This window comes from Nonomuraea sp. NPDC048882 (genome assembly GCF_040649755.1).
GTDB classification, from domain to species: Bacteria; Actinomycetota; Actinomycetes; order Streptosporangiales; family Streptosporangiaceae; genus Nonomuraea; species Nonomuraea maheshkhaliensis.
In genome coordinates this window covers 105,944-131,268 of record NZ_JBEZGB010000024.1, presented here as the reverse complement: position 1 = coordinate 131,268, position 25,325 = coordinate 105,944, and the positions used below count along the sequence as shown (strand labels likewise).

Below are 25,325 nucleotides of genomic sequence, written 5' to 3'. Positions count from 1 at the left end.
AGGAGCGGCTGCTGCGGGCGATCTTCGGTGAGAAGGCCCGTGAGGTCCGCGACACCTCGCTGAAGGTGCCGCACGGCGAGCAGGGCAAGGTCATCGGGGTCCGGGTGTTCTCACGCGCCGACGGGGACGAGCTGCCGCCGGGGGTGAACGAGCTGGTCCGCGTCTACGTGGCGCAGAAGCGTAAGATCACCGACGGTGACAAGCTGGCCGGCCGGCACGGCAACAAGGGCGTCATCTCCAAGATCCTGCCGGTCGAGGACATGCCGTTCCTGGAGGACGGCACCCCGGTCGACATCATCCTCAACCCGCTGGGCGTGCCCGGCCGGATGAACGTCGGCCAGGTGCTGGAGATGCATCTGGGCTGGATCGCCGCCAGGGGCTGGGACATCTCCGGCATTGAGGAGGCGTGGGCCGAGCGGCTGCGCGACAATGGCTTCGAGCGGGTCGAGCCGCGGACCAGGATGGCCACGCCGGTCTTCGACGGGGCGAACGAGGAGGAGATCGTCGGGCTGCTCGCCAGCACCGTGCCCAACCGCGACGGGGATCGGATGGTGCAGCAGAGCGGTAAGGCGCAGTTGTTCGACGGCCGTTCGGGGGAGCCGTTCCCGTATCCGATCGCCGTGGGGTACGTCTACATCCTCAAGCTGCATCACCTGGTCGATGACAAGATCCACGCGCGTTCGACCGGCCCGTACTCCATGATCACCCAGCAGCCGCTCGGTGGTAAGGCCCAGTTCGGTGGCCAGCGCTTCGGTGAGATGGAGGTGTGGGCGCTGGAGGCGTACGGCGCCGCCTACGCCCTGCAGGAGCTGCTGACCATCAAGTCCGACGACGTTGTCGGCCGGGTGAAGGTCTACGAGGCCATCGTCAAGGGCGAGAACATCCCCGAGCCCGGCATCCCCGAGTCCTTCAAGGTGCTCATCAAGGAGATGCAGTCGCTGTGCCTGAACGTCGAGGTGCTCTCCAGCGACGGCATGTCCATCGAGATGCGCGACACCGACGAGGACGTCTTCCGCGCGGCGGAAGAGCTCGGTATCGATCTGTCCCGGCGTGAGCCGAGCAGCGTCGAAGAGGTCTGACGCTCCCGCGACCCGGCGGAGGACGCCCGTCCGTCCTCCGCCGCGCTGCGAAGCAGCGCCAAGGGTACGGCTGCCCTCTGACGGTTGCCCTGGCCGGCCCAGGTCTGACCGAGGACGTCGACGAGTCCGCGCTGACCACCGGTGCCGGCGGTGCCCAACGGCGCGAACGTCGTCCCGAAGCTGAGGCGGGGCCGGTCACCGACAAACAGCTGAAGTGCCTCAGTTGATCACGGTCTTGGCCGGTCCCTGACGCCGGGGCTGATCAGGCGGTGGGCGACACCTGGGCGGCCCCCACTGGGTCGGTGCGACCAGCCCAAAAGTAGCTCTCTGTAGTTGTTGTCACCGTATGTGTCTGAAGCTGCTGAACCGAACGGCTGACAGGGGAAGTCGACCTGTCGCTGGCGAAGCTGTCAGCAGGTACACGTGATCGTGTTGGCCCTGGTCAACGCGTCGCCGCCGGCGTCCAGCACGCGGGTGATCTCGCGGGCGGACAGCAGCACATCCACACGGGCCACCGCGCTGACCGGTGCGTCGTCCAGGTCGTCCTGGCTGTCGGCGAAGCCGCCGGTCTGCCAGGCTTACGGCCACACCGCTGCCGTCACACCTGCGCCACCCCGTCTACGCCACGGTGGAGCCGACCCGGCCCACGTCCAAGCCCTCCTCGACGAATGTCGCTATCGTCCGCAGGTCCATTCGCGTCCGAGCCGTTGCGTTCCCGGAGGTCCGTATGTTCCCCTTGGCTGCTCATGGAAGAAGGGGGGTGTGGCGAACCATCTCCGGCCTCGCTGTTCCTCTTTTGTGGCCGGGTCCCTTAATTTCGCTGCCCAGCTCGGAATTGTCGCCATTCTGGGGCGTATGGGGGGAGAGGTCATTTATGTACGTTCCCTGTATCAGCCTGTCAGCCTCATCGTCCTTGCCCTGAGTGTGGGCTTCGCGGTCTGTAACCAGGTAACCGCCGCGATCAGCAAGGGGGCCGGGCGCCCCGGGACGTCATGTCGAACGCCGCCAGCCCGGCCAGGGTATGGCTCGGGTTCGGCGCGGCCCTGTACCTGCTCCTCGCGGTCGCGGCTCCCTCCCTGACCGGTCTTCTCCATGTGGACGCCGGTCTGCTGGTCGTCGGGGAGGAGCTGTGTGCGTCCAGCCTGCGCGGCTATGGGTATGCGCGGCAGGCCACCGTCCTGGTCATCTGTACGGCGAGAGTGCGGGCCGCCTACTTGCCTGACGTGACTGACACGCCTTCAACCGCGCTGACCAGCAGATTCGCTCTGGTCGCCCGTGTACCCGTGCCTCCGGCGCCGCAGCGGCGCGTGCGCTGGGCGCACACGTTCAGCCCATCCCGACCTTCTGGTGTTCAGGGTCGATGACGAAGACGGTGCGGGGGCTGTCGTGGGGGTAGGGCTGGTCGGTGTACTTCGCGGCGATGGCGTCGATGATTTCCCAGGTGGCGTCGCCTTCGATGCGGTCGACGACTCGGCCGCGGACGACGATGGGCTCGAACCACTTGGCGGCGGGAACGATGGAGATGGCGACGCGGGGGTCGCGGGCGAGGTTGCGGGCCTTGCGGGTGTGCGGGCCGGTGAAGAAGATGACCTGTTCGCCGCGGGCCGCGACATACACGGGTGCGCTGTGCGGCGCGCCGTCGGGGCCGATGGTGGCGAGGTGACCGAAGGACGCGGCGTCGAGGGCGGCGCGTACGGCGGGATCCAGCATGGTGAGACTCCTCAACGGGGATTGGTGGTTCGCCAGTCGACGTAGTCAGCGACGGCGCGGTTGATGTCGAACTCCGGCGTGAATCCGGTGTCGGCGGTGAGCCGGGTGATGTCCAGGTACGGCGCGGGGCCCATGGTGCGGCCGGGAAGCAGGTCGCCGGCGATCTCCGGGCGGACGGCCTTGACCGCCTCGACGAACTCGCGGTTGCTGACCGGTTGCCCGCTGGACACGTTGTAGACGGTGTGCGGCAGCGTCGGAGCCGTTGTCAGCAAGGCGATCGCGCGGCCCGCGTCCGGTGCGTAGCAGGAGTCCTCGGCGGCGTCGTCGGGCAACGCCGGCGGTGTTTCGCCGCGCAGGACCGCGCCGATGTACGGCGGTTTCGGGCTGAATGCGGACTCCGGATCCATCAGCGGCCCCCACGTGCTCCCGATGCGCAGCAGCACCGGCTGTACGTCGGTGCCCTGCAGGGCGTGGGTGACGATCGGCTCGGCGGCCTTCTTGAACGCGATGATGAGGTGCGGGTAGTCCGCCACCGGGAGCGGCAGGTCCTCGGTCCAGCAGATCTCTGGCCGGCCGATGTAGTTGCCGATGCTGCTGGCCACCGCGAATCGTCCTACGCCCCAGGTCCGAGCCGCGTCCAGCGCGTTCAGCAGGCCGGTCAGATCGGTGCGGAAGAACGACACCGGGTCATCGCCCGGGATGCTGCCGGCCAGGTGCACGATGTCGCTGATCTCGTACCGCTTGCCCAGGGACAGAAACCCCTCCCGGTCGGTCACATCGAGCGTCTCCACCGTCGCCGCACCCGCGAGGAACGACGGTAGGTCGGAACGCCGGTGCGAGGTGACGATCACCTCCTGACCCAGGTCCAGGAGCGCGCGGGCGGTGTGGGCGCCGATCATGCCGAGCCCGCCGGTGACGAGGATCATCGGACCACCTCGTAGCGCAGGTGCGTCACGCCCGGCGCCGGGACGGCCTCGAGCAGGCGCAGCTCGACATGCTGGGGAAGTGCCTGGAAGAACGGGTGCCCGCCGCCGAGCAGGACCGGGACCTGGTGCAGGACGATCTCGTCGACCAGCCCGGCAGCCAGCGCGGAGGTGACGGCACCGCCGCCCATGATGCCGACATCCTTGCCGTCGGCAAGCTTGCGGGCGATCTCGACCGCCGCTTCGATGGTGGAGGCGACCGTCTGCGTCGGATGCAACTCCGGCACCGGCCGGTGGGTCAGGACAACGAGCGGCGCGTTCGGGTGCGGACTGCCGTCGGTGAAATGACTGGAGTGTTCGTACGTCGTCCACCCGCAGATCACGGCGCCGTCCCGGCCCGCGAGCTCGTCGAAGATCCGGGCGCTCTCCGGGCTCAGCTTGAACCCGTCGCCGAACACCTTGCTCGGGGTGTCGCCGTTGAAATACCAGTCGAACAGCATGCCGGCATCGCCGAGCCCGCGACCGAACTCGTCGGCGCCCTCCGGCGTCCGGCCACTGATGTAGCCGTCGACCGAGACGGCGAGCGCCGCCACTACCTTGCTCATGGAACGTCCTTTCAGAGTGCTTGCGGAAAGTCGAAGAAGCGGTCCGGGTCGTAGAGTTGTTTCACCGCGCGGAGACGGTCGAGGTTCTCGCCGTGGTAAGCCGAGGGGCCGTCGGTCAGGGTTGGATCCGGGAAGTTGGGATACACCCGGCCGGAGCCGTCTTCGTGGGCGATCGCCCAGGAGGTGTCGACCCAGCCGGGCGTGCCGACGTGCTGGAGGAGGAACCGTTCGTCGCGGTGGGCGAACGCGGTGGCGTCGGGACCGACGCGGTTGTAGGCGCCACCCATCGCGGTGAACGACAGCCGCCCACCAGGCTGGTGATCCAGCAACTCGGTGAGAACCCGGTCGGAGAGCGAACGGGCAAAGAATTCGGATCGGGTGTGGTGCTGCTGCACCGGCTCATTGAAACTTCCCTTCAACTCAGGCAGCGACATGCCGCCCCGCAGGTCGAACGGAATCTCGTACCCGGCCAGATCGCTCAGCTCCCGGACGAGCTCCCGGGTCGGCTCCACCGCGAGAAGCGACGCACCAACCAGACCAGCCCGTACACCTATCGTGAGGTTGACGGTCAGGTTGTCGGGGATTTCGGGGGCCCAGGCTTGCCAGGCCGCGGCCAGGAGTTCGGGGTCCGGGGGAGACCACTGTGCGGAGATCCGGGTGATCGGAGCAGCCGGAACGGTTTCGAAGTGGAGTTTGGTGACCACGGCGAAGTGGCCGCCGCCGGCCCCCCGGAGCGCCCAGAACAGATCGGGCTCCCGAGCGGAATCGCAGTCGGCAACGGTGCCGTCGGCAAGAACGACCTGCGCGCCGATCAGCCGATCGCACGTCAGCCCGTGAGCGCGCCCGATCAGGCCGATGCCCCCGCCAAGAGTCAGCCCGGTGATACCGACCGTCGGACCGCAGCCGGCCGGAAGCGCCCGACCCGCGCCGTCCAACGCCGGATAGACCTCACCAAGTACGGCGCCGGCTTCGACAGTGGCGACATCGCCGGCAACGCTGATCGACCGCAGGTCCGTCATGTCGAGCACGACGTCGGCGCCCGACAGGCGATCGGTGAAGCAATGACCGCCTCCGCGCGGCACCAGCCGCGCACCGGACTGCCGTGCGTGCTTGATCGCAGCAACAACCTCCGCGACCGACCGGCACTGCACTACCTGGCGAGTGATCATGCTCCGACCTTAGGAGCGCGGCACCACCGGGTTCTTGAACAAATCGCGCATCCCGGCCAGGAACGGCAGGTACGACCCCGAGTGGTCGTGCTCACACCCGCAGCGGTTCACGTTCATGCCGAGCAGTTGCGTCGGCGTCAACCCGGTCAGCCGCAGGCATTCCCGGCTGAGGTGCGCCTGATCGGCGTACCCGGCATCGATCGCGAGTCCTGCGGTCCCGTCCGTCCCGCGCCGTCCGGACGGCGCCGCGCCGGCCTGCGCCAGGGCGAGAAATCCCTGGAACCGCAACGTCCGCTGCAACACCTTCGGCGTTATCCCGACCGCCTGCAGACACCGTCGCCGGAGCTGGCTCGACGACAGCGCCAACTCCGAAGCCAGTGAGTCGATCGACACCGGCTGCCACGGCATCAGTCCCCGGACGGCCTCTCGCACCAGTGGATCCAGCCGATCGGCGCGGAACTCGTTCAGCAGTTGCGCCTGCAGGTACAGCAGCGCTCGCTCCGGCGACGTTTCCCGAGCCATCCCCTCGACCAGCCGATCCGCGGTGTGCCCCCACAGATCCGCCAGGCTGAGCTGCTGGTCGACCAACTCGTCCAACGCCGCCGGCAGCGGGGGAGCAGTCCCCGGATGGAACCGTACGCCGACCAGCGTGGTGCCGGCCGGGATCACCTCACGGGCCGGTCGCGTCAGCGGCCCGAGCAGTCGCGGCCGCTCACCGAGCGGGAAGTGGATCTCGACCCCGCCGGTCGGCAGATGCCGGTGGACGTGGTCGGTCGCGCCGATGCGCTGGATCCACACGGTCCGGACCACTCCGGACAGCCCTCGCACCGGCAGGCTCTCGACGTACGCCTCCACTGTGGCCACACCCGCACTGAATCGGTGGCGCCGGGGTGGTGTCAACCAGATTCGCTCAGGACCGAAAAGGAAATGTGCCGATCCCTTGAGCCGGCACCCCGATCGGGGAGGTCCAGGAGCCCAGCTCTCTGTCAGCTCAACGAGCCTCCTTGGGGCTTACCATAGCTGGAGGAGTTCTGTGCCGTTCGGGGAGCCGGTTCGCGAAGAACGCGCGGGTGCCGTGGACGAGAAGGTCCGGCGCCTGGTGGGCGGCGTAGTGACCCCCCCGGTCGTAGGTGTTCCAGGACACGATGTTGGCATGGTCGCCGTTGATCACCGCCTGGATACGACCACCACCACCGCTGTGCGCATCCACTCCAACGGCGAGACCTTCTTAACCGCCGGCACGACCAGGCTCTCCAGCAGTTCCCGCCGCATCTCCACCGGCGTCTGCTCCACCAGGCCCGCACCTGCTCCAGGTGCATCACGTCGGAAGAGATCGTCCCGTCCGACAGTTCCGCCGCAGCCACGCCCGTCGACAATCAGGCAACTCTCTCCGTCGGTGACCGCCCGCAGAGCGTCGCGGTAGCCGCTGGCCCTTGCCGTTGACCTAGCGGTCACTGGGTCACCGGGTCTTGATCGTGGGTGGCCGGTTGACATCGGCGATCGGCCCGGCCGCCGTCCGTATGAGACCCCGTACGGTGGTCGAGCCGACGGTTTCCCTGCTCATCTCATGCGGCGTCCCGGTCGTCGCCGGTCGTGTAGTCGAAGAGGAAGGCGACGGTGTCCGGTCCCGCGGCGGGCACGCCGAGCGGCTCGCCGGTGAGCTGGTTCGCGCCGGTCAGCAGCGGAGGCAGCTCGCATCCGGCGCGTACGTCGATCGTCAGTATGAGCGGCCCGGCCGGCACCGCGTGAGCCGTCACCCGCTGGCGCAGCGGCCCGATCCTGGCGATGACGCTCACCTGTCCGTCGTCCACCTCCAGGTCGTAGTGGTGCGCCTCATCGATGCGCAGTGAGAGGCCGACACGAGCGGCGCCGGGATCGAGCCGGGCGCTGAAGCGGGCGGACAGGTGCTGCTGCCGGCGGCCGACGAAGGTGGCGCCGGACCGGTCCAGGGTGCGGCCGAGCACGTGGAAGGCGGGGGTGGCGCCGCGTGGGCGGGTGCCGAGCAGCACCATCCACCAGGAGCCGTCGGCCGCCTGGACGAGGTCGCCGTGGCCGGTGCTATGAATAGGCCGGTCAGTGCTCACCTCCCCACCTCATGGCCTACTTAGGGTTATGAGATCTTACTCAGGGTAGTTATGGGGTTGCCGACTCCCGCTCGACGGGCTGCCTTCCCTCACCCCCGTCACGGCGCCGCGTCGAGGCAGGAGCGGCGGACCGGTCGATCACGTGATCGCAGGGATCACGAACCGAATGGAGAACCCCCATGTCCTTTTCCGCTGCCGACCGCCTGCGGATGCGCTTCGAACTCCTCGACGTCAACGGCAGCGGCTCGCTGACGTCCGCCGACTTCGAACTCTTCGCCGCACGCGTCTGCCGCGTGCTGGGCGTGCCCACCGGCGCCCCGGCGGCCCACGCGCTCGCCGAAGGGTGCCGGCGCTTCTGGACGGGGCTGGCCGCCGCCGCCGACCTGGACCAGGACGGGCAGGTGACCTTCACGGAATACCGCTCGTTCTCTCACGACGACGCCTGGTTCGCCGAGTACGGCGAGGCGTACGTGGGGGCGGTGTCCACCGTCTGCGACCTGGACGACGACGGGCTCATCGAGCGCGACCACTTCCTCGGCCTGCACAGCGCCGGGGGTTTCCCGCTGTCGTACTCGGTCAAGCTCTTCGACGACCTGGACGGCGGCGGGACCGGCCGGGTGAGCACGGCCGCCTTCGCCGCGTTCCTGCGCGCGTACTACACCGGCGCCGACGCGCTGCTCTGACCGGCCGATCGGACGAGGAACGGGGACCGCGCTCACATGCTGGTGTGCGGCGATCGCACGGTGAGCCGTGCCGAGTTGACGGCGCTGGCGGGCGAACGGGCGGCCAGGCTCGCGGCCTGCGGGATCGGAGAAGGTGATCTCGTCGGGCTGTGCCTGCCCAACGGCTGGGAATGGGTGGTGACCTACCTGGCGCTGGCGCGGCTCCGGGCGTGCTGCGTGCCGCTCCACGCGGCGTCGGCCGTCGCGGAGCTCGCCCATGTGATCCGCGACTGCGGGATGCGCGCGTTGTTCGTCTCCGCCGACCGAGCCGAGGCGCTGGCGGACACGGACGCCGGCCAGGTGCTGCTCTGCCCGGACGGCGTGGTTCCCCGTAACCGGCGGGCCCCGGAGCACGGGCAGGCGGCGCCCGCCGCCTGCCTGGCCTACACCTCGGGGACGACGGGGTCGCCCAAGGGGGTGATCCAGACGCGGCGGGCGGTTCGCGCGGGCGGCGCCAACCTGGCCGGCCGCCTGCGGCTCGGGCCGCGGGACCGGGTGGTGACGGCGCTGCCGCTGGCGCACACGTACGGGACGAACGTCATGAACGCGGCGCTGCGCAGCGGCGCGGAGCTGATCCTGCTGGAGCGCTTCGACGTGGCCGCGCTGGCGGAGCGATCGGCCAGGCACGCGGCGACCGTGGTGGCGGGCGTGCCCGCGATGTATCGGCGGCTGCTGCTGGAGCCGGAGGTGCGGCTGTCCCGCTCGCTGCGGTGCGGCCTCTCGGCCGGCCAGAGTGCGGGGGAGGACCTGGCTCTGGCCTGGGAGGACCGTACCGGCGCCCCTTATGTGGAGGGATGGGGGATGACGGAGCTGGGCGGCATGGCCACACTGGCCGCGCCCGAGCTGGCCGGCCGCCACGGCACGGCCGGAACGCCGCTGCCCGGCGTGCGGCTGCGGGTGCGGGCGGACGGGAACGCGGCGCCGCCGGGCACGCCGGGCGAACTCCAGGTGCACGGCCCGATCGTCACGCCCGGCTACTGGAACGCGCCGGGGCTGAGCGCCGAGGCGATCGGCGCGGACGGGTGGCTGCGGACCGGGGACGTCGGCGTCATCGCCGCCGACGGGCGGGTCCGGATCCTCGACCGGATCAAGGACGTCGTCCTGTGCGGCGGCTATTCGGTGTTCCCGGCCGAATTGGAACGTGCTATTCGTGGTCATCCGGCGGTCCGTGACGTTGCCGTCGCCGGGTTGCCCGATCCGGTCCTGGGTGAGATTCCGTGCGCGTGGGTGGTGGGCGGGGGCGGGGCCGTCCCCACCGCCGAAGAGATCATCGGGCACTGCCGGGCGGTGCTGGCTCCGTACAAGCTGCCGCGCCGGGTCGTCCTGGTCCCCGAACTGCCGGTCACCGCGAGCGGCAAGGTCGACAAGCGTGCCCTGACCACTTCCGACGAGGAGCTGTATGTCGCTGAATGACCGATTCGGCCTGCACGGCCGTACCGCGCTCGTCACCGGGGCCTCGCGGGGCATCGGCGCCGCCGTCGCCCGCGGGTTCGCCGCCGCGGGCGCCGACGTGGCCGTGCTCGGACGCTCCCGCCACGACCTGGAGGCGGTCGCGGCCACCGTACGGTCGCACGGCCGCCGGGCCGTGGCGGTCGAGTGCGACGTCACCGACGCGGCCAGGATCGAGACCGCGTGCGCTGCCGTCGAGGAACGGCTCGGCGCGGTCGACATCCTGGTGAACAACGCGGGCGGGCCCGTCTTCCAGGCGCCGCTGCTGGATGTCCGCGACGACGGCTGGGAGCGGGTGCACAACCTCAACCTCACCAGCGCTTTCCGCTTCGTCAGGAGACTGGCGCCGGCGATGGCCGGACGGCGCCAGGGGGTCATCGTCAACGTCGGGTCGATCGCGGCGGCCCGGCCCTGGCCCGAGATCGCCGCCTACGGAGCGGCCAAGGCCGGCCTGCGGCACCTCACCCAAGCCCTGGCGGGCGAACTCGGACCCCAGGGGGTACGGGTGAACGCGGTCAGCCCGGCGTGGATCGACACCGCCGTCAACCGCGCCTACGTCACCGACCCCGCGCTCTCGGAGGCGGCCCTGGACCTGGTGCCGCTGGGCCGCTGGGCGAGCCCGGACGAGGTCGCGACGGTGGTGACGTGGCTGGCCTCACCGGCGGCCTCGTTCGTCACCGGGGCCGACATCCCGGTCGACGGGGGCTTCGCGGTGGCCATGCCCTCGGGCGCGCGGGCCGCGCTGAGCAGGGTGCGCCCCGCCGAGGGGGCCAGGGCGTGATCGACGGACCGCTCATCGTGGGCGCGGGCCCCGTGGGACTGGCGGCCGCCCTGCTGGCGCGCGCCCGGGGTATGCCCGTCCACGTGCTGGAACAACTGCCTTCCACCGAGCCCAAGCCCGGCAGCCGGGCCATCTTCCTGCACCGGCAGACGATCCGGACGCTCGCGACCGCCTCGCCCTACCTCGCCGGCCGCGTGGTGGAGGAAGGGCTGGTGTGGGCGGGACGGGCGACGTACTGGGCCGGACGGCAGGTCCATCACCGCCGCCACGCGCCGGTGCCGGCGGAGCTCGCGCCGTACGTCAGCCTGCCGCAGCCCCGAGTGGAAGCGCTGCTCCGCGAGACGGCCCTGCGGGCCGGGGTGACCTTCTCCTGGTGCGCGCGGGCCGACGAGGTGACTCTTCTGGACGACTCCGTCCTGGTCCGGGCGACCGACGGCAGGCAGTGGCGCTCCGCGTTCGTGGTCGCCGCCGACGGCGCCGGATCGACCGTGCGGCGCCGGCTGGGCATCCCGATGAACGGAGTCCCGACGAACGGCATCCGGAGAGGCGGCTTCCGGAGGACCGGCGTGCGAAGGGACGGCGTTCGGGGGGACGGCGTTCGGGAGGGCGGCGATGCGCGCGGCGACGCGTTCGTCGTCGTGGACGTCGCCGGCGATCCCGACCGGCCACTGCCCGCCGAACGGGTCTTCCACTACCGCCATCCGCGCGCCGAGGGCCGCAACGTGCTCGTCGTCCCCTTCACCGGCGGTTACCGCGTGGACCTGCAATGCCGCGCCGATGACGATCCCGCGGCGTTCGCCGCCGACCCGTCCGCCTGGCTGCGGCCCTTGCTGCCGCCCGGCCACGCCGGCGAGATCACCTGGTCCTCCCACTACGTGTTCCGCCAGGCGGTCGCCGAGACCTTCACCAGCGGCCGGGTCCTGCTGGCCGGGGAGGCCGCTCACCTGTTCGCGCCCTTCGGCGCACGCGGGCTCAACTCCGGCATCGCCGACGCGGCCGCCGCCGTCGAGGCCATCGCCTCCATCGCCTCCATCGCCCAAGCCGGCCTCGTGCGCCCCGGCGACGAGCGTCCTGGTGCCGCCCTCAGCACCGAGCCTCCTGGCGCCGCCCTCGGCACCGACGGCTCTGGCGCGGTCCTCGGCGCACTGGCCGGCTACGACCGGGTCAGGCGGGCCGCCGCCGAACGTAACCGCGTGGCCGCGGGCAAGGCGCTGGCGCACCTGACCGCCGCGGGCCCGCACCGCCGGGCCACGCAGCGCGCCGCCGCCCTCGCCGCCCGGATCCTGCCCCGCGCCGGAGCCTGGCTCGACCGCAAACCCTTCGGTCCCCGCGACGCCGGCATCCCCGGCAGCCTCTACTGAACGTTCACCCCTTGCGAGGTTCCCATGCTCCAGCGGATCGCGCCCCGGCCCGTCAGCGCCGAAACCTTCACCGACCCCCGCACCCGAGCCCTCCTGTCCCACCCGGGCAGCACCACCTGCCTGCTCGAACGTCTCCTGAACGACCGCCTGACGGTCAGCAGCATGAAAGTCTCCCGGGCGGCAGTGGGTCGGACGTGCCCTGAGGCGGCCGCGCCGCTCGGCGTACCCCTCGACGCTCCCGTCCTGGTCCGCCGCACCACGCTCGGCCTCGCGCGGCAGCACGTCTCCCGCAACCTCGTCCTGGCCCCGCTCGGCCGGCTGCCCTGGGCCGAGCGGCTGCTGCGCTCCTGCGCCACACCGCTGGGACCGCACCTGCCCCAGCCGCACCACCGCCGTCCGCTGGGCCTCGGCGTGGACACGTGGAGTCCAGGACGCGCCGCCGCCTCCAGGTGGTACCTCATCATCGACCCCGGCAGCACTCAGCCGGCGCTCTTCATCCGGGAGACCTTCCATCCCGATCTCTTCGATCCCGCGACATCGTGCGCGCACGTCCAGTCATGAAGGGCACGGCGGCCGGTAGGGGAGGCCGGGAAAGTACCGGTCCCACTCCTGTGAGGTGATCCGCGGGTGGGCCAGCCGGCAAACCCGGGCCGCGATCTGTTCGGCGTCGGTCTCCCACAGCAGCGCCGTGCGGTCGTAACCGCCGGTCGCCACGGTGTGCCGGTCCGGGCTGAAGGCCACGGAGGACACGCGGTCGGTGTGGGCTTCGAGTGCGGTCCGGAGTTGTGGCCGCCGTGGGTCGGAGAGATCCCACAGCCGGGTGGCGCCGTCGTTGCCCGCGGTGGCGAGGAGGCGTCCGTCCGGGCTGAAGGCCACCATGTTGACGCTGTCGGTGTGGGCGATCGGCGCGGCGAGCGGTGAGGGGTGGCGGGGGTCGGTGAGGTCCCACAGCCGGGCGGTGTCGTCGAAGCTGGCGGTGGCCAGGGTGCGGCCGTCCGGGCTGAACGCGACCGAGACCAGGCCGTCGCGGTGGCCGGTCAGCGCGGCGCGGAGCCGGTGGTCCCGTACGTCCCACAGCCGAGCCGCCCTGTCGGAGGAGGCGGTGGCCAGGAGGCGCCCGTCGGGGCTGAACGCCACCGCGTTCACGCTCTTGGAGTGCCGGAACACGGCCAGTGCGCGAGGCCGCCCGGGGCCGGCGAGGTCCCATAGCCGGGCCGTGTTGTCCCAGGCGGCGGTGGCGGCGGTGCGTCCGTCCGGGATGATGGCGGCCGCGTTGACGTTGTCGCTGTGGCGGGCGAGCGCTCAGTAGGTGATGAATCCGTACAGGGCCAGATGGTTCGACTTCGTGCCGCTCACCGTGTGGTCGATCGGCGAGGGCAGCACGGTGCCCCTGACGAAGAGGTAGTCGATCTTCCTGGAGCCCATGGTCGCCTTCGTGCCGTGACCGGTCATGCCGAAGCCGCTGAGCGTGGTGGCGGCGATGTTCGTGCGATTGGCGTCGATCCCGATCACGCGGATCGCCGAGGCGTTCATCAGGGCGGTGGCGTCCGCGCCGACATGGATGCCGGAGTTCGCGATGCCCGTGGTGCCGGCGCCCGCGCAGGCGTTGGCGCCGTTCTGCTCGGGGAGGTGCATGGTGGCGGCGAAGACCGTCGTGCCTGCGTCCCTGATCGTGAACTTCGCCGCGATGGCGCTGGTCCGCTTCCATTTGTACGCGTTGGTGGTGCCGCTGTCGTTGTTCGGCGGCTTGTACAGCGTGCATCCGGCCCCGCCGGCGTACGACGTGCCTGGCTTGAGCCAGCCGGCGCTCCAGTACTTCGAGACGTCGCCGGCCGCGAGGCTCAGCGTCCTGGTGTTGTAGATGATCGCGTTGGTCTGCTTCTTCTTCAGGTCGCCGAGCTCCTGCTGGCTGCATTTGTGCGTGCTGCCCCACGGCTCGGGGTCGTCCCAGGCCACGATCGCCTTGTACGTGCCCGCCGAGTAGCCCATCTTGGCCGAGAGCTGGTCGGCGTAGGCCGAGGCCTGGCCGGTGCCGCGTACCTGCTGCACGATCAGCAGATCGGGCGCCTGCACACCGGAGGTGCCCGTCCGGCCCTCGTCGTCGACCAGTATCGAGGTGAGGTGATCGGGGCCGGAGATCCGGGTGCACGAGCCGTCGGCGTTGTTCGTCACCAGATTCTCGACGTTGTTGCTGTAGACCCGTAAGACCCGGTCCGCGGTGGTGGCGGTCGCGGGCGTGGTGATAGTCGTGATGAGGACGGCGGCGAGCACTATCGCGGCAGGCGCGCGGTGATCGAACAGCATGATCGCAGAGTAACCACGCCCCGGCGGCAGATACCAGGCCCGGCGGATCAGGAGAGATCGGCCGGCGTGATCTCCGGAGCGGGGAGAGGATCAGCGTCCGGGCGGGCGCGCAGACCGTCGAGCATGAGGCTGAGATACCGGTCGCCGCCGGCCTGGCGGACGAACCGCGTCAGCGCCGCCCAGGCGTCCGGCTCCTCGTCCTCGGCTGTCCTGGCGATGGCGATCACTCGGTCGAAGCTGTCCAGCGCCACCCCGCGGATCAGCGCGTCGCGGTTCGCCCGCCCGGTCGGCGCTTACCTGGCGGTCGTCTCGGTGCCCCGCGAGCTGGCCCGCGACGGCGCGATGATCGCCTGCTTCGACGTGGGCCGCACCGCGATGGTGTACACCGCCGCGCATCTGGACGACGCCCGCGCGCTGTTCCTGTTCCGCACCGAGCGTCTGCTCGACTACCACCATCGCGACACCGACCGGCAGAAGACCCTTCCCGGGGAGTCCGGCTGTTCGACTCCTTCCCGGTACGGGACTATCAGCCGCCGCCGTCACCTACGCGACGTCGGGCCGGGTCATGAGCGGCGATCGCAGATGCAGCGTCAGATCGGGGCCGGTCAGGGGCACGGTGCTCCACGTCGCCGTCGCCGTCCCCGAGTCGGCGTCGACCACCAGCCGGACCCGGTGCGGGGTGGTGATGACGTAAAGGTCGGCGACGAACGTGTCGCCCTGCCAGGCGCCGGCCGCGACGACAGGACGGCCGAGCGGCGAGCTTTCCCGCCATTCGCCGTGGCCGGCCTCGACGTCGAGGAGCGCCCCGAAGCGCAGGAGCCAGCCGCCGTCCACGGGATCGACGATCACCTCGGTTCCGTCGGGGAGAGCCGAGTCCGCGGCGGAGGCGTCCAGTCTCGCCTTGGTGGAACGCCCCGGGGCGGCCGAGCCTGGCACTGGCGCGAGTGACAGTCGCCGCAGTCGATCGGCGAGGAGCTCGTCGTCTTTGGTGTCGTCCAGGTGGTCCACGCCGGGCAGCAGACACTCCCAGACGGCGTCGAGCACGGCCTGGGCGTCTCCTTGGGCGGTCACGGCGACCACGAGATCGTGCGACGGGATCACCACGCACTGCTGGCCGAAGGCACCGTGACCGTGGTAGCCGTGCCGCGCCATCCAGAACTGGTAGCCGTAGCCGCAGCTGAAGTCGGCGTCGCTCGATCCGTCCTCGAACGGCCGGCAACCGATCTGCCGGCTGGTCGCGAGCTCCACCCATGCGCGAGGGACGAGCTGCCGGCCGTTCCAGAAACCTCCGCGCAGCAGCAGCTCACCAAAGGCGGCGACGGCCTCGGTCGTGAGGTGCAGGCCGTGGAATCCGAAGGCGGCGCCGCTCGCCACCCGGTCCCATTCGGCGTGCTCGACGCCCATCGGGTGGAAGAGGCGCTCGTCGAGCAGTTCGGGCAGGCCGCGGCCGGTGACCCGTTCCACCATCCGGGCCAGGACGAAGGTGGTCGGATTGTCGTAGGCGTGCCGGGTGCCCTCCGTTTCGGGAAAACGTACGCGCATAAAGCCCCCGACCAGGTCGCCCGGCTCCAGCCGCCAGGCCTCGTCGAGGCTGTCCGCCTGGTGACCGGTCGTCATGGACAGCAGATGGTGGACGGTGAGGCGGCGTCCCTGCGCCGAGATGTCGGCCGGAACGTGCTCGGGCAAGACGTCCACCACCCGGTCGTCGAGTGAGAGCAGCCCGTCCTCGATCGCGAGCCCGACGGCGATAGAGGTGAAGGACTTGGTCAGCGAGTAGAGCAGGTGCGGGCGTTCAGCCGAGTACGGCGCCCACCAGCCCTCGGCGACGATGTGACCGTGGTGCACGATCATGAGGGAGTGGCACTCGACGGCCTGTGCTTCGAGCCGGTCCAGCAGGGCGCTGATCGAACGGGACGACATTCTCGCGGCGGCCGGTGCTGAACGCGGCAGGAGGGTGTGCTGAGAGGACACCCGGGCACCCTAACGAATCCGCCCCGATCCGCACGATCGAGTTTCCGACTGTGCTCGGGAAGCGCGGTCAGCCTTGTCTGCTCCGGCGAACGGGGCTGCCCGAGGTGGAGCAGCTGATCGCCAGTGCCACTCGGGCGTCCGTGAACCTTCCCGTCCTCTCACCCGACTGTGTCGGGTGACGGGTGATCGGCGTCGCCTGCCTGGCGATCCGGCACCCATCCCGACCATGGAGGAAACGATGGCGCACAACCCGAAGTTCATCCGCCGCCGGCTGGGGACGAAAGCTCTGGTCGTGGTGGCCGTGCTCGTCGCCGCGATGCTTCTCGCCGGCGTGATCATGCTGCTGAACTGAGACCTTCACTGAGCTGCGACCTTCGTCTCGCGGGCTCTGAACGGCCTGCTATGATGATCGCATCAGTTGAGCCTCTTCGGCTTGGACCCGCGTCCGCCGGAGAGGCTTTTTTTGTGCCCGGATCCAGTCCTACGACCCGATCGCCGTGGCCACTCCTCTTCCACCTCGCTCTAAGGATCGATCATGCACACCTGGAAGCTCGGCGACCTCGCCGTCAACCGGATCGGGTTCGGCGCGATGCGGCTGACCGGCGGCGTCGCCTTCGGCTCCGGCGCGCCGGGGGACCGCGACCGTTCGATCGCGGTGCTGCGGCGCGCGATCGAGCTCGGGGTCGACCACGTCGACACCGCCGCCTTCTACTTCTCGCCGAGCCTGTCCGCCAACGAGCTGATCAGGCAGGCGCTCGCCCCGTACCCGGACAATCTGGTCATCGCCACGAAGGTGTGGCCGGCGCGGGACGCCTCCGGGGCCTGGCACTGGGCCGCGCCCGAGCAGCTGCGCGGGCAGGTGGAGGAGAACCTGCGCGGGCTCGGCCGCGACCACCTCGACGTCGTCAACCTGCGGGTGCCGCGGAGCCGGCGGGACGGCTCGATCGCCGAGCACTTCGGCGCCCTGGCTGCTCTGCGCGAGGCCGGTCTGATCCGTCACCTGGGCGTCTCCAACGTCACCCCGGCTCAGCTGGCCGAGGCGCAGGCCATCGCGCCGGTGGTGTGCGTGCAGAACGCCTTCGGTGTCGGCGCACCGGCCGGCGAGCGGGAGATGTTGCGGATCTGCGGTGAGCAGGGGCTGGCGTTCGTGCCGTTCTTCGCCATCGCCGGTGCCGGGCGCGAGGCGGGGGCCGGCGCGCCGGAGCACGAGAGCGTGCTCGCCGTCGCCCGCGCCCACGGCGCGACGCCCGCGCAGGTCCGGCTCGCCTGGACGCTGCGGCAGGGGCCGCACGTGCTGGCGATCCCGGGCACCGGCGACCCCGCCCACCTGGCCGAGAACGTGGCCGCGAAGGACCTGCGGCTGTCCGAAGAGGAGACGGCCCTGCTCGACCGGATCGGCTAGTTGATCCGGTGGCGAGGCGACCCCGCTGAACCGGATCGGCTGGTCGAGCCGGCGAGGAGATGGCCTTGCCGGCTCGGATCGGACAGCCGCTGAGGCCGGGATCGGACAGGTGTCTTGACGGCCGGTCGGGCGGGTCCCGACCATCGGTGGATGCGTCTTCCCCGCGTCAAACCCGAGCACGCGCCCCACCGCCTCGCCGACGGCACCATCAGGCTCGGCGGCGCCCTGTACGGCATCGCCTCCGAGATCACCGATGCCGACGGGTGGGCGTGGGCCGCGCTGACGCTCATGGACGGCACCCGTACCCCCGCCGACATCACCGCCGGGCTGCGCGCCGCCTTCCCCGTCCTGACCGGGGAGGACGCCGGCGACATCGTCGAGACGCTGCTCGCCTCCGGCCACGTGGAGGAGGCGGGACCGGCCGTCTGCGAGCAGCTGAGCGAACGGGAGAAGGAACGCTACAGCCGCAGCAGGGACTACTTCCGCTGGGTGGACCTCACCCCGCGCGACCACGGTTGGGAGCCGCAACTGCGGCTCAAGGCCGCCCGCGTGGTGGTGCTCGGCCTCGGCGGGACCGGCAGCCACGCCGCGTGGTCGCTGGCCGCCGCGGGTGTCGGACGCCTGCACCTGGTCGATCCCGACGTCGTGGAGCTGTCGAACCTCAACCGGCAGATCCTCTACACCGAGGCGGACCTGGGCCGGCCCAAGGCGGAGGTGGCGCTCGACCGGCTGCGCCGGGTCAACTCCGACATCGAGATCACCGGGGAGACGGCGTCGGTGGACGGTCCTGAGGCGCTGGCGCGGCTGATCGACGGCTTCCACGTGCTGGCGCTCTGCGCCGACCTGCCGCGCGAGCCGTACGGCATTCAGACCTGGGCGAACCGCGCCTGCGCCGCGGCCGGGATCCCGTGGGTGAGCGGCGGGTACCACGGGCCGCTGGTCAGCGTGGGCGTCTTCGGGCCCGGCGGGCCCTGCTTCGAGTGCGTGCGCGCCGGCATCGCGCCGCAGCCCGGCGGCGGGTACGCCTGGCCGGGCGTCACCGGCGCGTCGGCCGGGCTGTCCGGGCAGCTCGTCGCGTACGACGTGCTCGCGCAGGTGACCGGCGTGTCGAGCGTGCCGCCCGGCTATTTCCACGGGGTGACGCTGCTGGATCCTGACGGGCACGTGTATGCCAGGCACCCCTCACGGGACGGGTGTGAAATCTGTTCTTGATCGGAAGGCCTGGAGATCATACTCTCGCGGTTGCCGTTCCCGACCTCGATCGGTGAGGAGTGCGATGAGCAACATCCCAGTCCGGCAGGACCAGCAGGAGCGGAACCCGAGGAAGATCGTCGTGCGCAGGCTGGGCAAGTCAGGAGCCGCCGCGGCGCCCAGCCACGGCGTCTCCAACTGACCGCCCGGAGGTGAGCGAGGGAGACGGCGGGCCCGCCCGAGACGCGGTCGGTCCCACCCCCGGCGCGGTCCCTGCCGTCTCCGCCTCCGTTCATCGCCCAGGCAGGGAAGTCCCGGCGGTCTTGCCCGGCGGCTCGTACGGTTCCGCGCAGAAATAGCGGTTGAGCGCGTCGAGGACGCCCAGCAGCATGGGCGCGATCCCGGGATCGGCGCGGTGTACGTTGACCGACACCGTCATCCGGCGCTCGCCGACGGCGTCGGCGAAGCTGAAGGTCAGGTAGCCGGGAATCGCGCCGGTCGCGCCCCACAGCTCGCCGCAGGTGAGCCCCACCGACTCCAGGCCGAGCCCGTACCGGGGGAAGATCGGGGCCTGGGGTGTGCCGACGCCGGTACGCATCTGCTGCAGCAGGGCCGGGCTGACGAGCCGGCCGCCGAACAGCGCCCGGTAGAAGCGGTTCAGGTCGCGGGCGTCGGACACCACCCCGTACGCGGCCCAGGCGAACGACGGGTTCAGCCGGGTGATGGACCGCAGCGCGCCGGTCTCGTCGCCCGCGGGCAGGTAGTAGCCGGTGGCGTGCGGGCCGCGGATGCCCGGCTCGGTCCCGGGCAGGTAGGAGCGCGTCATGCCGGACGGGCGGAAGATCCTGCGGTCGAGTTCGGCGCTCAGCCGGTGGCCGGTCACCTTCTCCACGAGCAGTCCGAGCAGGATGTAGCCGGTGTTGGAGTAGGAGAAGCGGCCCCGTTCCGGTTGGGGGAGCCGTTCGGCCTCGTCGATGAGCCGCTGCGGGGTGTAGGTCCGGCGGCCGTACCGCTCGGGGTCGGTGAACTCGGGCGCCTTGTCGTAGGTGGCCAGGCCGCCGGTGTGGTTGAGCAGTTGCCGTACGGTGATCAGGTCGCCGTCGTCGATCCGGCCGGGCAGCCGCTCGCCGATGCGCTCGTCCAGGCTCAGCCGGCCCTCCTGGACGAGTTGCAGCACGACGGTGGCGACCATGCTCTTGGTGACGCTGGCGACACGGAAGCGCGCCTCGCGCGGCATCGGCGCGCGGGTGCTCAGGTCGGCGGTGCCGCTGGTGCCGATCCAGGTGCCGCGCTCGTCGTCGATCCTGGCCAGCACGCCGGGGGCGCCGGCGGCCACGGTCGCGTCGAGCGCCTGCCGCAGCCCGGCGGGCTCTTCGTGCGAGGACCGAGCAGATGCCGGGGCTTGGGCGGAAGCGGGGGCAGGGGCTTGGGCGGACAGCAGGCCGGCGGCGACGAGCGCGGCGAGGGCCGCGCGTTTACCGTTCATGGGGTGACGTGCTTCTTCCTGGTAGGGGTCGTGGGAACGATCTCCATCCTGGCGACGCGTGCGGCCGTTTCCCTCCGCACAGGTGACGATCTCCGCCTGCGACCGCGGTCGCACCCTCGTACGACTCCGGGCTGACTTAATAAGTGGCGCGGCCGATGCGCCGGCCATTAACGTCTTATCCATCGGAACACGTCAGGAAAGGCCAGTCATGCTGATCGCAGCCATCGAGTACGAGCGCGAACGACGCCGTTGCCGGCGTCGCGCGGCGCTTGGCTGCGCGCCGGCCAGGCGGGCCCCCGGATAATCCCCGCAGAGGATTCCTCCGGAGGCCGCCAGGTGACACACCAGGCGGCCTTTCCTTTTACCCGCACCTCGCGGCTGCACAATTGCACAGCGGAACACCAAGGGCTGATGGTGAAAAGGCATCACACCTGCCTTGCAAGCAGGAGTTCGGGTTTCGAGATCCCGTCGGTCCACGTTTCAAAGCGTCCGTGGCCCAATGGCAGAGGCACCGGTTTAAGGAACCGGACGGTGCGGGTTCGAATCCCGCCGGACGTACGAACCTCCGTCACGGAGGCTTGCCCCGTTGGTCCAGCGGTCAGGACGCCCGGCTTTCACCCGGGAAATCGCCGGTTCGAGTCCGGTACGGGGTACTGCGGCCTTATAGCTCAATGGGATAGAGCGCCGGCCTACGAAGCCGGGTCTGTTGCAGGTTCGAGTCCTGCTGGGGCCACTCATCGTCGGCTGTTCAGAAGTCGCCGGGTTTCTCCGCGTACCGATCGACGCCGAGGGTGGCGATGAGGTCTTCGTGGAGCTGGAACCAGACTCGGTGGCACGAGTCCACGTCGGTCGTGTCGATCCAGCTGTGCTCGCCGCGTATGGCCCGGCTCAGCGCCGCCACATAGCGATCGGTGTATCCGTCGAATCGGGGGAGCACGCCGGAAAGGCGATCGGCCAGAGGGGCGAGTTCGGCGCCGAGTGTTGTCAGCTCGTCGAGGATTCGGCTGTCCCATGAACGGTCGCTGTGATCGTTGGGTGCGAACTGGTCGGTGTCGGTCGGTCTGATCTGCCAGTCGGTGACGGCGCGTACCAGCCGGGCGTTGAGTGGGAGAAAGGCGCGGTAGACGGCTGCGATCGTGTTTTCGGGGTCGGCGTGCTTGCGCTCGGCCGCGAGCTGACGTTCGTTCTCGGTTTTTCCCGCGTCGGTCAGTGACCAGCCGCCGAGGTCGGCGAAGGCGAGGTGCTGCACCCAGCCCGCACGCTCGGCCTCGTGCAGAAGGCGCAGCGTTTCGCCGGAATCTGTGCCGGCGCGTGCGGCGACCGCGTCGGTGTCCGCATAGCCGATGAGTCGTACCGCGTGCAGGACGAGCAGTTCCGGCGCTGACTGGTTGCTCATGCTCGTTTGTCCTGCCGGGCGGTGAGACGGTTCACGTACTGCTGGCACGCCTGCGGAGAATTGAAACCCATGGCGTCCGCGATCTGCGCCCACGTCAATCCCGCGCTGCGGGCGACGAAGAGCAGCCCGGTTTCCACGCCCTCGATCTCGGCCCGTGCCGCCGGGATCAGCGCGAGTGCGCTCAGCAGCTCGTCGGGGCCGAGGTCCGCGGCGCGCCAGAGTGCGTACTGCGTCAGGTCGGTTGCGGTGGGCGGCGCCGGTGCGGGGCGCCATGGGCGTGGTTCGAGGTGATCCGCGCCGATGGCCAGGATGCGCTCCCGGGCGTCGCGTTCCCGTTGCGCCTGCGCGTGGTCGGCGCGGCCGGCGCGGTCGAGGTCGTGCTTGCGTTCCATGCGCCCCATCCTGTTAGCATCAACATAATGTTGTCAATCTTATGTTGATGGAGGATGCGATGCTGACGGCACTCGCCGACGCGACGCGCGCGGGCTGTGGAGGGAAGGCGGCGACGCTGGGCGTGCTGCTGCGCGAGGGGCTGCCGGTTCCTGATGGGTTCGTTGTTCCGCATGACGGCGAGCGCGGCCCGGAGGTCCCCGAGCTGCTTCGCGGCGCGGTCGCGCGGGAGCTTGGGCGGCTGGGTGATCCCGTGGTGGCCGTGCGGTCCTCGGCCATGAACGAGGACACGGCGGAGGCGTCGGCGGCAGGTCAGTACGAGAGCGTCATCGGCGCTCGCGGAACGGCGAACGTATGCGAAGCGATAACCGCCTGCTGGGCGTCGGCGAATGCCGCGAGGGTGAATGACTATTGGAGTCGGGCAGCGGTCGGCTCCGCGCCGTCGTTTTCTGGCATGGGCGTTCTGGTGCAGCGCGTGATCGAGGCTGAGATATCAGGGGTCATGTTCACGCCTCAGCGGCCAGGTGACTCCACTCGGATCGAAGCGGCCTGGGGTCTTGGGCTTGCCGTCGTGGGCGGAATGGTCACCCCTGACGCGTATGAGGTCACGGCGGATGGGTCCGTCCGCTGCACGGTCGGCAGCAAAAGAATCCGTATCGATCTCGACCCTGTGCGCGGTGGTGTTGTCGAAAGTGCCGTTACGGATGAGCGGCAGCGGGCGCGAGCGCTGAACGGCGACACGACGGTGATATTGGCGGAGCTCGGACGTCGGATCGCGGAGATTCAGGGCGGCCCGCAGGATGTCGAATGGGCGGTCGCGGGCGGTGTCGTATGGGTGCTGCAAGCGCGCCCGGTCACCGCAGCACTTCCCGCGCTCTACTCTCCTGCCGATGAACGTGCGCTGACGGGAACGCCGGGATCACACGGAACGGTCATCGGGGCCGCGCGAATCGTTCGTGGCCCTTCGGACTTCAAAGCCGTGCGGCCCGGCGAAATCGTGGTGTGTCCGTACACGGATCCGGCCTGGACGCCGTTGTTCAGGATCGCCGCGGGGGTCGTCACCGAAACCGGCGGTGCGCTGTCGCACGCCGCGATCGTCGCCCGCGAATACGGCATCCCGGCCGTGCTCGGCGTAGCCGGCGCGCTGAATCGGATGGAGAACGGCCACCGGATCGCCCTCGACGGAACCGCGGGAACCATCACCCTCCTGTGAAAGGACCAGGCGTTCATGGCGACCCGATATCTCTACCTCGCCCGGCACGGTCACGCCGACGCATTCGGCAATCTCACCGACACCGGCCGCGAACAAGCCCGGTCGCTGGGAAAGCGTCTCGCCCATCTTCCCATCGGGGCCGTGTGGCACTCCCCGCTGCCACGAGCCGCCGATACAGCCCGTGAAATCGGCCTGTTCCTCAGAGGAATCACCTCTGTCGCGGAGGCCGCCGAACTCATCGACCACGTGCCCTACGTTCCGGAAAGGGAGGAGATCCCGCCGTCATGGAGGTCGTTCTTCGACGGCTATTCCGCGGAGGACGCGGCGGCGGGCCAGGAGATCGCCCGGAGCCTCACCGCTCGATTCGCGCACGCGCCTGAGTCGGAAAGCGATGTGCACGAAGTCCTCATCACCCACGCCTATCCGATCGCGTGGCTCATCCGCGATGCCCTTGACGCGCCATCCGTACGCTGGCTCGGACTCAGCAGTGCCAACGCCGCCCTCACCGGCATTCACTACCGGCCGGGCGCGCCCCCGAGCATCGGCATGTTCAACGACATGAGTCATCTCCGCCCCGAACTCCGCTGGACGGGCTTCCCGCAGGCCCCGCGCCCCTGAATCCGACATTCGCCTGGCGCCCCCGACGCCGGCGATCGGTGGTCACGACGGCAGGCCGGTTCCGGCCTGCTCGCGTACCAGGTAGTTGGCGTACCAGTCCGGCCAGTCCGGGTCCTCGGCGCCGATGCGGGCCTCGTGCTCGCCGTGTGCGGCGGCGGCGCGGCGCAGGGCGGCGGTCAGATCCGCGGTCGAGGCGAACGTGGTGGCCGACGGGTCCAGCCGGCCCGGGAGCCGGGTGGTCACCTCCTGCAGCACCCAGCCGTTGCCGTCCGGATCGCTGAACGACAGGAACGAGCCGTAGCTGCCGCGCTCCGGAGCCGGGCCGGGGATCCGGGCGTCGTCGCCCCCGTGGTGGAAGACGCCCCCGGCGTCGTGGAAGACCTTGCTCGGCGCGGCGCCGAGTCGCTTGAGCTCGTCGTACGCGGCCGCGATGTCGTCCACTATCAGGTGCAGGCCCTGAGCCGAGCCCGGCGCCTGGGACGTGACGGACGTGCCGAAGATGACCGAGGCCGGCGAGCCGGGCGGGGTGACCTGCACGACCCGGAAGTCCGGGCCCGTGCTGACGTCGGCGTCCAGCCGCCAGCCCAGCCCGGTGTAGAAGTCCTTGGCCCGGTCGACGTCCGCGACGGGCACCACGACGACTTCGAGTTTCATGTCCATGACGTGCGCCCCCGCGCTTGCTCGTAGGTCGGCCCGACGTGTCGCCTGCCCCGGGCCGCTTCGGGAAAACTCCTGGTCATCAGTGACACCTCAGGCGGAAGGCGGTCCGGCCGGCTGCGACAGCGCGGCCTTGGCCTTGCGGGTCTTCTCATCGGCCAGCAGTTCGTACTGATCGGCGAGGAGGGCGTCCATGACCTGCTCGGCCAGGGCGTCGGCGCCGATCTTCGGGGCGTCGACCCAGGCGCTGAGGTCGGTGTCGACGAACCCCACGTGCACCCCGAGCACGAGCGTTCCCTGCGCGTGCAGCGCCTGGCGCAGCGAGTCGGTCAGCGACCACTGCGCGGCCTTCGACGCCGCGTACCCGGGGAAGTCCGGCCGACCGCCCCAGGAGGCCACCGACAGCACGTTGACCAGGGCTCCGCCGCCGTTGCGGGCCAGGATGGGCGCGAACGCCCGCGAGACGGCCCAGGTGCCGAAGTAGTTGACCTCCATCGCCTGACGGGCGCCGTCGAAGGAGCCCTCCAGCAGCCCGGTGCCCACGCCGCCGACGCCCGCGTTGTTGATCACGATGGTGACGTCGCCCGCGGCGGCCGCGGCCGCCGCGACGCTCTCCTCGTCGGTGACGTCCAGGCGCAGCGGAACGAGGTCGGCGTCCGCCACGTTCGCCGGGTCGCGGACGCCGGCGTAGACCTTCGCCGCGCCGTGCTCGACGAGCGCACGGGCCAGCGCGCGGCCGATCCCGCGATTCGCGCCCGTCACGAGGGCGACCGATCCGTTGATGTCCATGGTTGTTCTCCGTGCTCCCTCGTCA

26 protein-coding genes, 4 tRNA genes and 2 pseudogenes are annotated in these 25,325 nt (G+C 70.4%); 14 read left to right on the top strand and 18 right to left on the bottom strand.

Annotation, left to right across the window (positions count from 1 at the left end):
• A pseudogene (locus AB0C27_RS49790) lies at positions 1 to 1,079 on the top strand (DNA-directed RNA polymerase subunit beta); the annotation flags it as partial.
• Positions 1,080 to 2,405: 1,326 nt separating this feature from the next.
• On the opposite strand, the gene AB0C27_RS49785 reads toward AB0C27_RS49790, so the two are convergent.
• The 7 genes from AB0C27_RS49785 to AB0C27_RS49755 all read right to left on the bottom strand — a co-directional run bounded on the left by AB0C27_RS49785 (position 2,406) and on the right by AB0C27_RS49755 (position 7,570).
• Positions 2,406 to 2,789, bottom strand: a complete 384-nt coding sequence (locus AB0C27_RS49785) for a TIGR03618 family F420-dependent PPOX class oxidoreductase (protein WP_357861131.1) — start codon at positions 2,787 to 2,789, stop codon at positions 2,406 to 2,408.
• Positions 2,790 to 2,800: 11 nt separating this feature from the next.
• A complete protein-coding gene (locus AB0C27_RS49780; protein WP_357861128.1) occupies positions 2,801 to 3,715 on the bottom strand; it encodes an NAD(P)-dependent oxidoreductase in 915 nt (304 codons plus the stop codon).
• The gene (locus AB0C27_RS49775) at positions 3,712 to 4,305 is read right to left on the bottom strand and encodes a dihydrofolate reductase family protein (protein WP_357861125.1); all 594 of its coding nucleotides are present in this window, start codon (positions 4,303 to 4,305) and stop codon (positions 3,712 to 3,714) included. Before AB0C27_RS49775 ends, AB0C27_RS49780 begins: the two co-directional genes overlap by 4 nt.
• Positions 4,306 to 4,328: 23 nt before the next feature.
• Positions 4,329 to 5,486 carry an FAD-binding oxidoreductase gene (locus AB0C27_RS49770; RefSeq protein ID WP_357861122.1) on the bottom strand — a complete coding sequence of 386 codons (1,158 nt, stop codon included), beginning with the start codon at positions 5,484 to 5,486 and terminating at the stop codon, positions 4,329 to 4,331.
• A gap of 9 nt (positions 5,487 to 5,495) precedes the next feature.
• Positions 5,496 to 6,350 (bottom strand): DUF6597 domain-containing transcriptional factor, encoded by an 855-nt coding sequence (locus AB0C27_RS49765; RefSeq protein WP_357861119.1) that lies wholly within the window; start codon positions 6,348 to 6,350, stop codon positions 5,496 to 5,498.
• A gap of 303 nt (positions 6,351 to 6,653) precedes the next feature.
• Positions 6,654 to 6,779, bottom strand: coding sequence for a hypothetical protein (locus AB0C27_RS49760; protein ID WP_357861117.1), 126 nt, complete (start codon positions 6,777 to 6,779; stop codon positions 6,654 to 6,656).
• 272 nt (positions 6,780 to 7,051) lie between these two features.
• Complete coding sequence (locus tag AB0C27_RS49755; RefSeq protein ID WP_357861114.1) at positions 7,052 to 7,570, bottom strand: hypothetical protein; 519 nt, start codon at positions 7,568 to 7,570, stop codon at positions 7,052 to 7,054.
• Between the two features lie 179 nt (positions 7,571 to 7,749).
• On the opposite strand from AB0C27_RS49755, the gene AB0C27_RS49750 reads away from it, so the two are divergent.
• The 5 genes from AB0C27_RS49750 to AB0C27_RS49730 are packed head-to-tail and all read left to right on the top strand — an operon-like array spanning position 7,750 to position 12,444.
• On the top strand, positions 7,750 to 8,253 hold the full coding sequence (locus AB0C27_RS49750; RefSeq protein WP_357861111.1) for an EF-hand domain-containing protein: 504 nt from the start codon (positions 7,750 to 7,752) through the stop codon (positions 8,251 to 8,253).
• A gap of 36 nt (positions 8,254 to 8,289) precedes the next feature.
• The gene (locus AB0C27_RS49745) at positions 8,290 to 9,705 is read left to right on the top strand and encodes an AMP-binding protein (RefSeq protein ID WP_357861108.1); all 1,416 of its coding nucleotides are present in this window, start codon (positions 8,290 to 8,292) and stop codon (positions 9,703 to 9,705) included.
• Complete coding sequence (locus AB0C27_RS49740) at positions 9,692 to 10,522, top strand: SDR family NAD(P)-dependent oxidoreductase (RefSeq protein ID WP_357861105.1); 831 nt, start codon at positions 9,692 to 9,694, stop codon at positions 10,520 to 10,522. The genes AB0C27_RS49745 and AB0C27_RS49740 overlap by 14 nt, the downstream gene beginning before the upstream one ends.
• A complete protein-coding gene (locus AB0C27_RS49735) occupies positions 10,519 to 11,883 on the top strand; it encodes an FAD-dependent monooxygenase (protein WP_357861102.1) in 1,365 nt (454 codons plus the stop codon). The genes AB0C27_RS49740 and AB0C27_RS49735 overlap by 4 nt, the downstream gene beginning before the upstream one ends.
• Positions 11,884 to 11,907: 24 nt before the next feature.
• The gene (locus tag AB0C27_RS49730) at positions 11,908 to 12,444 is read left to right on the top strand and encodes a hypothetical protein (RefSeq protein ID WP_357861099.1); all 537 of its coding nucleotides are present in this window, start codon (positions 11,908 to 11,910) and stop codon (positions 12,442 to 12,444) included.
• Here the strand turns inward: AB0C27_RS49730 and AB0C27_RS49725 are convergent.
• The 6 genes and pseudogenes from AB0C27_RS49725 to AB0C27_RS49700 all read right to left on the bottom strand — a co-directional run bounded on the left by AB0C27_RS49725 (position 12,439) and on the right by AB0C27_RS49700 (position 16,158).
• Positions 12,439 to 13,050, bottom strand: coding sequence for a WD40 repeat domain-containing protein (locus AB0C27_RS49725; RefSeq protein WP_357861096.1), 612 nt, complete (start codon positions 13,048 to 13,050; stop codon positions 12,439 to 12,441). The two genes, AB0C27_RS49730 and AB0C27_RS49725, sit on opposite strands and share 6 nt — an antisense overlap.
• Before the next feature lie 45 nt (positions 13,051 to 13,095).
• Positions 13,096 to 13,164: pseudogene (locus AB0C27_RS49720) on the bottom strand (hypothetical protein); the annotation flags it as partial.
• Positions 13,165 to 13,185: 21 nt separating this feature from the next.
• Positions 13,186 to 14,187 carry a hypothetical protein gene (locus tag AB0C27_RS49715; RefSeq protein WP_357861094.1) on the bottom strand — a complete coding sequence of 334 codons (1,002 nt, stop codon included), beginning with the start codon at positions 14,185 to 14,187 and terminating at the stop codon, positions 13,186 to 13,188.
• A 47-nt stretch (positions 14,188 to 14,234) separates the two neighbouring features.
• A complete protein-coding gene (locus AB0C27_RS49710; protein WP_357861091.1) occupies positions 14,235 to 14,438 on the bottom strand; it encodes a hypothetical protein in 204 nt (67 codons plus the stop codon).
• A 42-nt stretch (positions 14,439 to 14,480) separates the two neighbouring features.
• Positions 14,481 to 14,618 (bottom strand): hypothetical protein, encoded by a 138-nt coding sequence (locus AB0C27_RS49705; RefSeq protein ID WP_357861087.1) that lies wholly within the window; start codon positions 14,616 to 14,618, stop codon positions 14,481 to 14,483.
• A 112-nt stretch (positions 14,619 to 14,730) separates the two neighbouring features.
• Positions 14,731 to 16,158, bottom strand: a complete 1,428-nt coding sequence (locus AB0C27_RS49700) for a serine hydrolase domain-containing protein (RefSeq protein WP_357861084.1) — start codon at positions 16,156 to 16,158, stop codon at positions 14,731 to 14,733.
• Between the two features lie 535 nt (positions 16,159 to 16,693).
• On the opposite strand from AB0C27_RS49700, the gene AB0C27_RS49695 reads away from it, so the two are divergent.
• Both AB0C27_RS49695 and AB0C27_RS49690 read left to right on the top strand, forming a co-directional pair.
• On the top strand, positions 16,694 to 17,560 hold the full coding sequence (locus AB0C27_RS49695; protein ID WP_357861081.1) for an oxidoreductase: 867 nt from the start codon (positions 16,694 to 16,696) through the stop codon (positions 17,558 to 17,560).
• 150 nt (positions 17,561 to 17,710) lie between these two features.
• Complete coding sequence (locus AB0C27_RS49690; RefSeq protein WP_357861078.1) at positions 17,711 to 18,772, top strand: HesA/MoeB/ThiF family protein; 1,062 nt, start codon at positions 17,711 to 17,713, stop codon at positions 18,770 to 18,772.
• A 271-nt stretch (positions 18,773 to 19,043) separates the two neighbouring features.
• Here the strand turns inward: AB0C27_RS49690 and AB0C27_RS49685 are convergent, their stop codons facing one another.
• Positions 19,044 to 20,237, bottom strand: coding sequence for a serine hydrolase domain-containing protein (locus AB0C27_RS49685; protein WP_357861075.1), 1,194 nt, complete (start codon positions 20,235 to 20,237; stop codon positions 19,044 to 19,046).
• A 405-nt stretch (positions 20,238 to 20,642) separates the two neighbouring features.
• Between AB0C27_RS49685 and AB0C27_RS49680 the strand changes: the two genes are divergently transcribed.
• The 4 genes from AB0C27_RS49680 (at position 20,643) to AB0C27_RS49665 (ending at position 20,970) form a co-directional block, all read left to right on the top strand.
• A tRNA-Ala gene (locus AB0C27_RS49680) sits at positions 20,643 to 20,713 on the top strand.
• 9 nt (positions 20,714 to 20,722) lie between these two features.
• Positions 20,723 to 20,795 (top strand) — tRNA-Leu (locus tag AB0C27_RS49675).
• Positions 20,796 to 20,817: 22 nt separating this feature from the next.
• Positions 20,818 to 20,890: transfer RNA gene (locus tag AB0C27_RS49670), tRNA-Glu, on the top strand.
• Positions 20,891 to 20,894: 4 nt separating this feature from the next.
• A tRNA-Arg gene (locus tag AB0C27_RS49665) sits at positions 20,895 to 20,970 on the top strand.
• A gap of 15 nt (positions 20,971 to 20,985) precedes the next feature.
• On the opposite strand, the gene AB0C27_RS49660 is transcribed toward AB0C27_RS49665, so the two are convergent.
• Both AB0C27_RS49660 and AB0C27_RS49655 read right to left on the bottom strand, forming a co-directional pair.
• A complete protein-coding gene (locus AB0C27_RS49660) occupies positions 20,986 to 21,633 on the bottom strand; it encodes a transcriptional regulator (protein ID WP_357861072.1) in 648 nt (215 codons plus the stop codon).
• Positions 21,630 to 22,025: a DNA-binding protein gene (locus tag AB0C27_RS49655; RefSeq protein WP_357861069.1), complete on the bottom strand. Its 396-nt coding sequence runs from the start codon at positions 22,023 to 22,025 to the stop codon at positions 21,630 to 21,632. Before AB0C27_RS49655 ends, AB0C27_RS49660 begins: the two co-directional genes overlap by 4 nt.
• Positions 22,026 to 22,084: 59 nt before the next feature.
• On the opposite strand from AB0C27_RS49655, the gene AB0C27_RS49650 reads away from it, so the two are divergent.
• Positions 22,085 to 23,236, top strand: coding sequence for a PEP/pyruvate-binding domain-containing protein (locus tag AB0C27_RS49650; protein ID WP_357861066.1), 1,152 nt, complete (start codon positions 22,085 to 22,087; stop codon positions 23,234 to 23,236).
• 15 nt (positions 23,237 to 23,251) lie between these two features.
• Positions 23,252 to 23,854, top strand: coding sequence for a histidine phosphatase family protein (locus AB0C27_RS49645; protein ID WP_357861063.1), 603 nt, complete (start codon positions 23,252 to 23,254; stop codon positions 23,852 to 23,854).
• A 42-nt stretch (positions 23,855 to 23,896) separates the two neighbouring features.
• Here AB0C27_RS49645 and AB0C27_RS49640 read toward each other — a convergent pair whose 3' ends face one another.
• Both AB0C27_RS49640 and AB0C27_RS49635 read right to left on the bottom strand, forming a co-directional pair.
• On the bottom strand, positions 23,897 to 24,508 hold the full coding sequence (locus AB0C27_RS49640; RefSeq protein WP_357861060.1) for a VOC family protein: 612 nt from the start codon (positions 24,506 to 24,508) through the stop codon (positions 23,897 to 23,899).
• Between the two features lie 96 nt (positions 24,509 to 24,604).
• Positions 24,605 to 25,300, bottom strand: coding sequence for an SDR family oxidoreductase (locus AB0C27_RS49635; RefSeq protein WP_357861057.1), 696 nt, complete (start codon positions 25,298 to 25,300; stop codon positions 24,605 to 24,607).
• Between the last annotated feature and the right edge of the window lie 25 nt (positions 25,301 to 25,325).

What these genes read in the sequence shown, in the direction of transcription:
- AB0C27_RS49770 (WP_357861122.1), bottom strand. Translation starts at nt 5,486, where the DNA reads ATGATCACTCGCCAGGTAGTGCAGTGCCGGTCGGTCGCGGAGGTTGTT.
- AB0C27_RS49650 (WP_357861066.1), top strand. Translation starts at nt 22,085, where the DNA reads ATGCTGACGGCACTCGCCGACGCGACGCGCGCGGGCTGTGGAGGGAAG.
- AB0C27_RS49685 (WP_357861075.1), bottom strand. Translation starts at nt 20,237, where the DNA reads ATGAACGGTAAACGCGCGGCCCTCGCCGCGCTCGTCGCCGCCGGCCTG.
- AB0C27_RS49690 (WP_357861078.1), top strand. Translation starts at nt 17,711, where the DNA reads ATGCGTCTTCCCCGCGTCAAACCCGAGCACGCGCCCCACCGCCTCGCC.
- AB0C27_RS49745 (WP_357861108.1), top strand. Translation starts at nt 8,290, where the DNA reads ATGCTGGTGTGCGGCGATCGCACGGTGAGCCGTGCCGAGTTGACGGCG.
- AB0C27_RS49695 (WP_357861081.1), top strand. Translation starts at nt 16,694, where the DNA reads ATGCACACCTGGAAGCTCGGCGACCTCGCCGTCAACCGGATCGGGTTC.
- AB0C27_RS49640 (WP_357861060.1), bottom strand. Translation starts at nt 24,508, where the DNA reads ATGAAACTCGAAGTCGTCGTGGTGCCCGTCGCGGACGTCGACCGGGCC.
- AB0C27_RS49655 (WP_357861069.1), bottom strand. Translation starts at nt 22,025, where the DNA reads ATGGAACGCAAGCACGACCTCGACCGCGCCGGCCGCGCCGACCACGCG.
- AB0C27_RS49635 (WP_357861057.1), bottom strand. Translation starts at nt 25,300, where the DNA reads ATGGACATCAACGGATCGGTCGCCCTCGTGACGGGCGCGAATCGCGGG.
- AB0C27_RS49715 (WP_357861094.1), bottom strand. Translation starts at nt 14,187, where the DNA reads ATGCTGTTCGATCACCGCGCGCCTGCCGCGATAGTGCTCGCCGCCGTC.
- AB0C27_RS49730 (WP_357861099.1), top strand. Translation starts at nt 11,908, where the DNA reads ATGCTCCAGCGGATCGCGCCCCGGCCCGTCAGCGCCGAAACCTTCACC.
- AB0C27_RS49740 (WP_357861105.1), top strand. Translation starts at nt 9,692, where the DNA reads ATGTCGCTGAATGACCGATTCGGCCTGCACGGCCGTACCGCGCTCGTC.
- AB0C27_RS49750 (WP_357861111.1), top strand. Translation starts at nt 7,750, where the DNA reads ATGTCCTTTTCCGCTGCCGACCGCCTGCGGATGCGCTTCGAACTCCTC.
- AB0C27_RS49785 (WP_357861131.1), bottom strand. Translation starts at nt 2,789, where the DNA reads ATGCTGGATCCCGCCGTACGCGCCGCCCTCGACGCCGCGTCCTTCGGT.
- AB0C27_RS49645 (WP_357861063.1), top strand. Translation starts at nt 23,252, where the DNA reads ATGGCGACCCGATATCTCTACCTCGCCCGGCACGGTCACGCCGACGCA.
- AB0C27_RS49780 (WP_357861128.1), bottom strand. Translation starts at nt 3,715, where the DNA reads ATGATCCTCGTCACCGGCGGGCTCGGCATGATCGGCGCCCACACCGCC.
- AB0C27_RS49660 (WP_357861072.1), bottom strand. Translation starts at nt 21,633, where the DNA reads ATGAGCAACCAGTCAGCGCCGGAACTGCTCGTCCTGCACGCGGTACGA.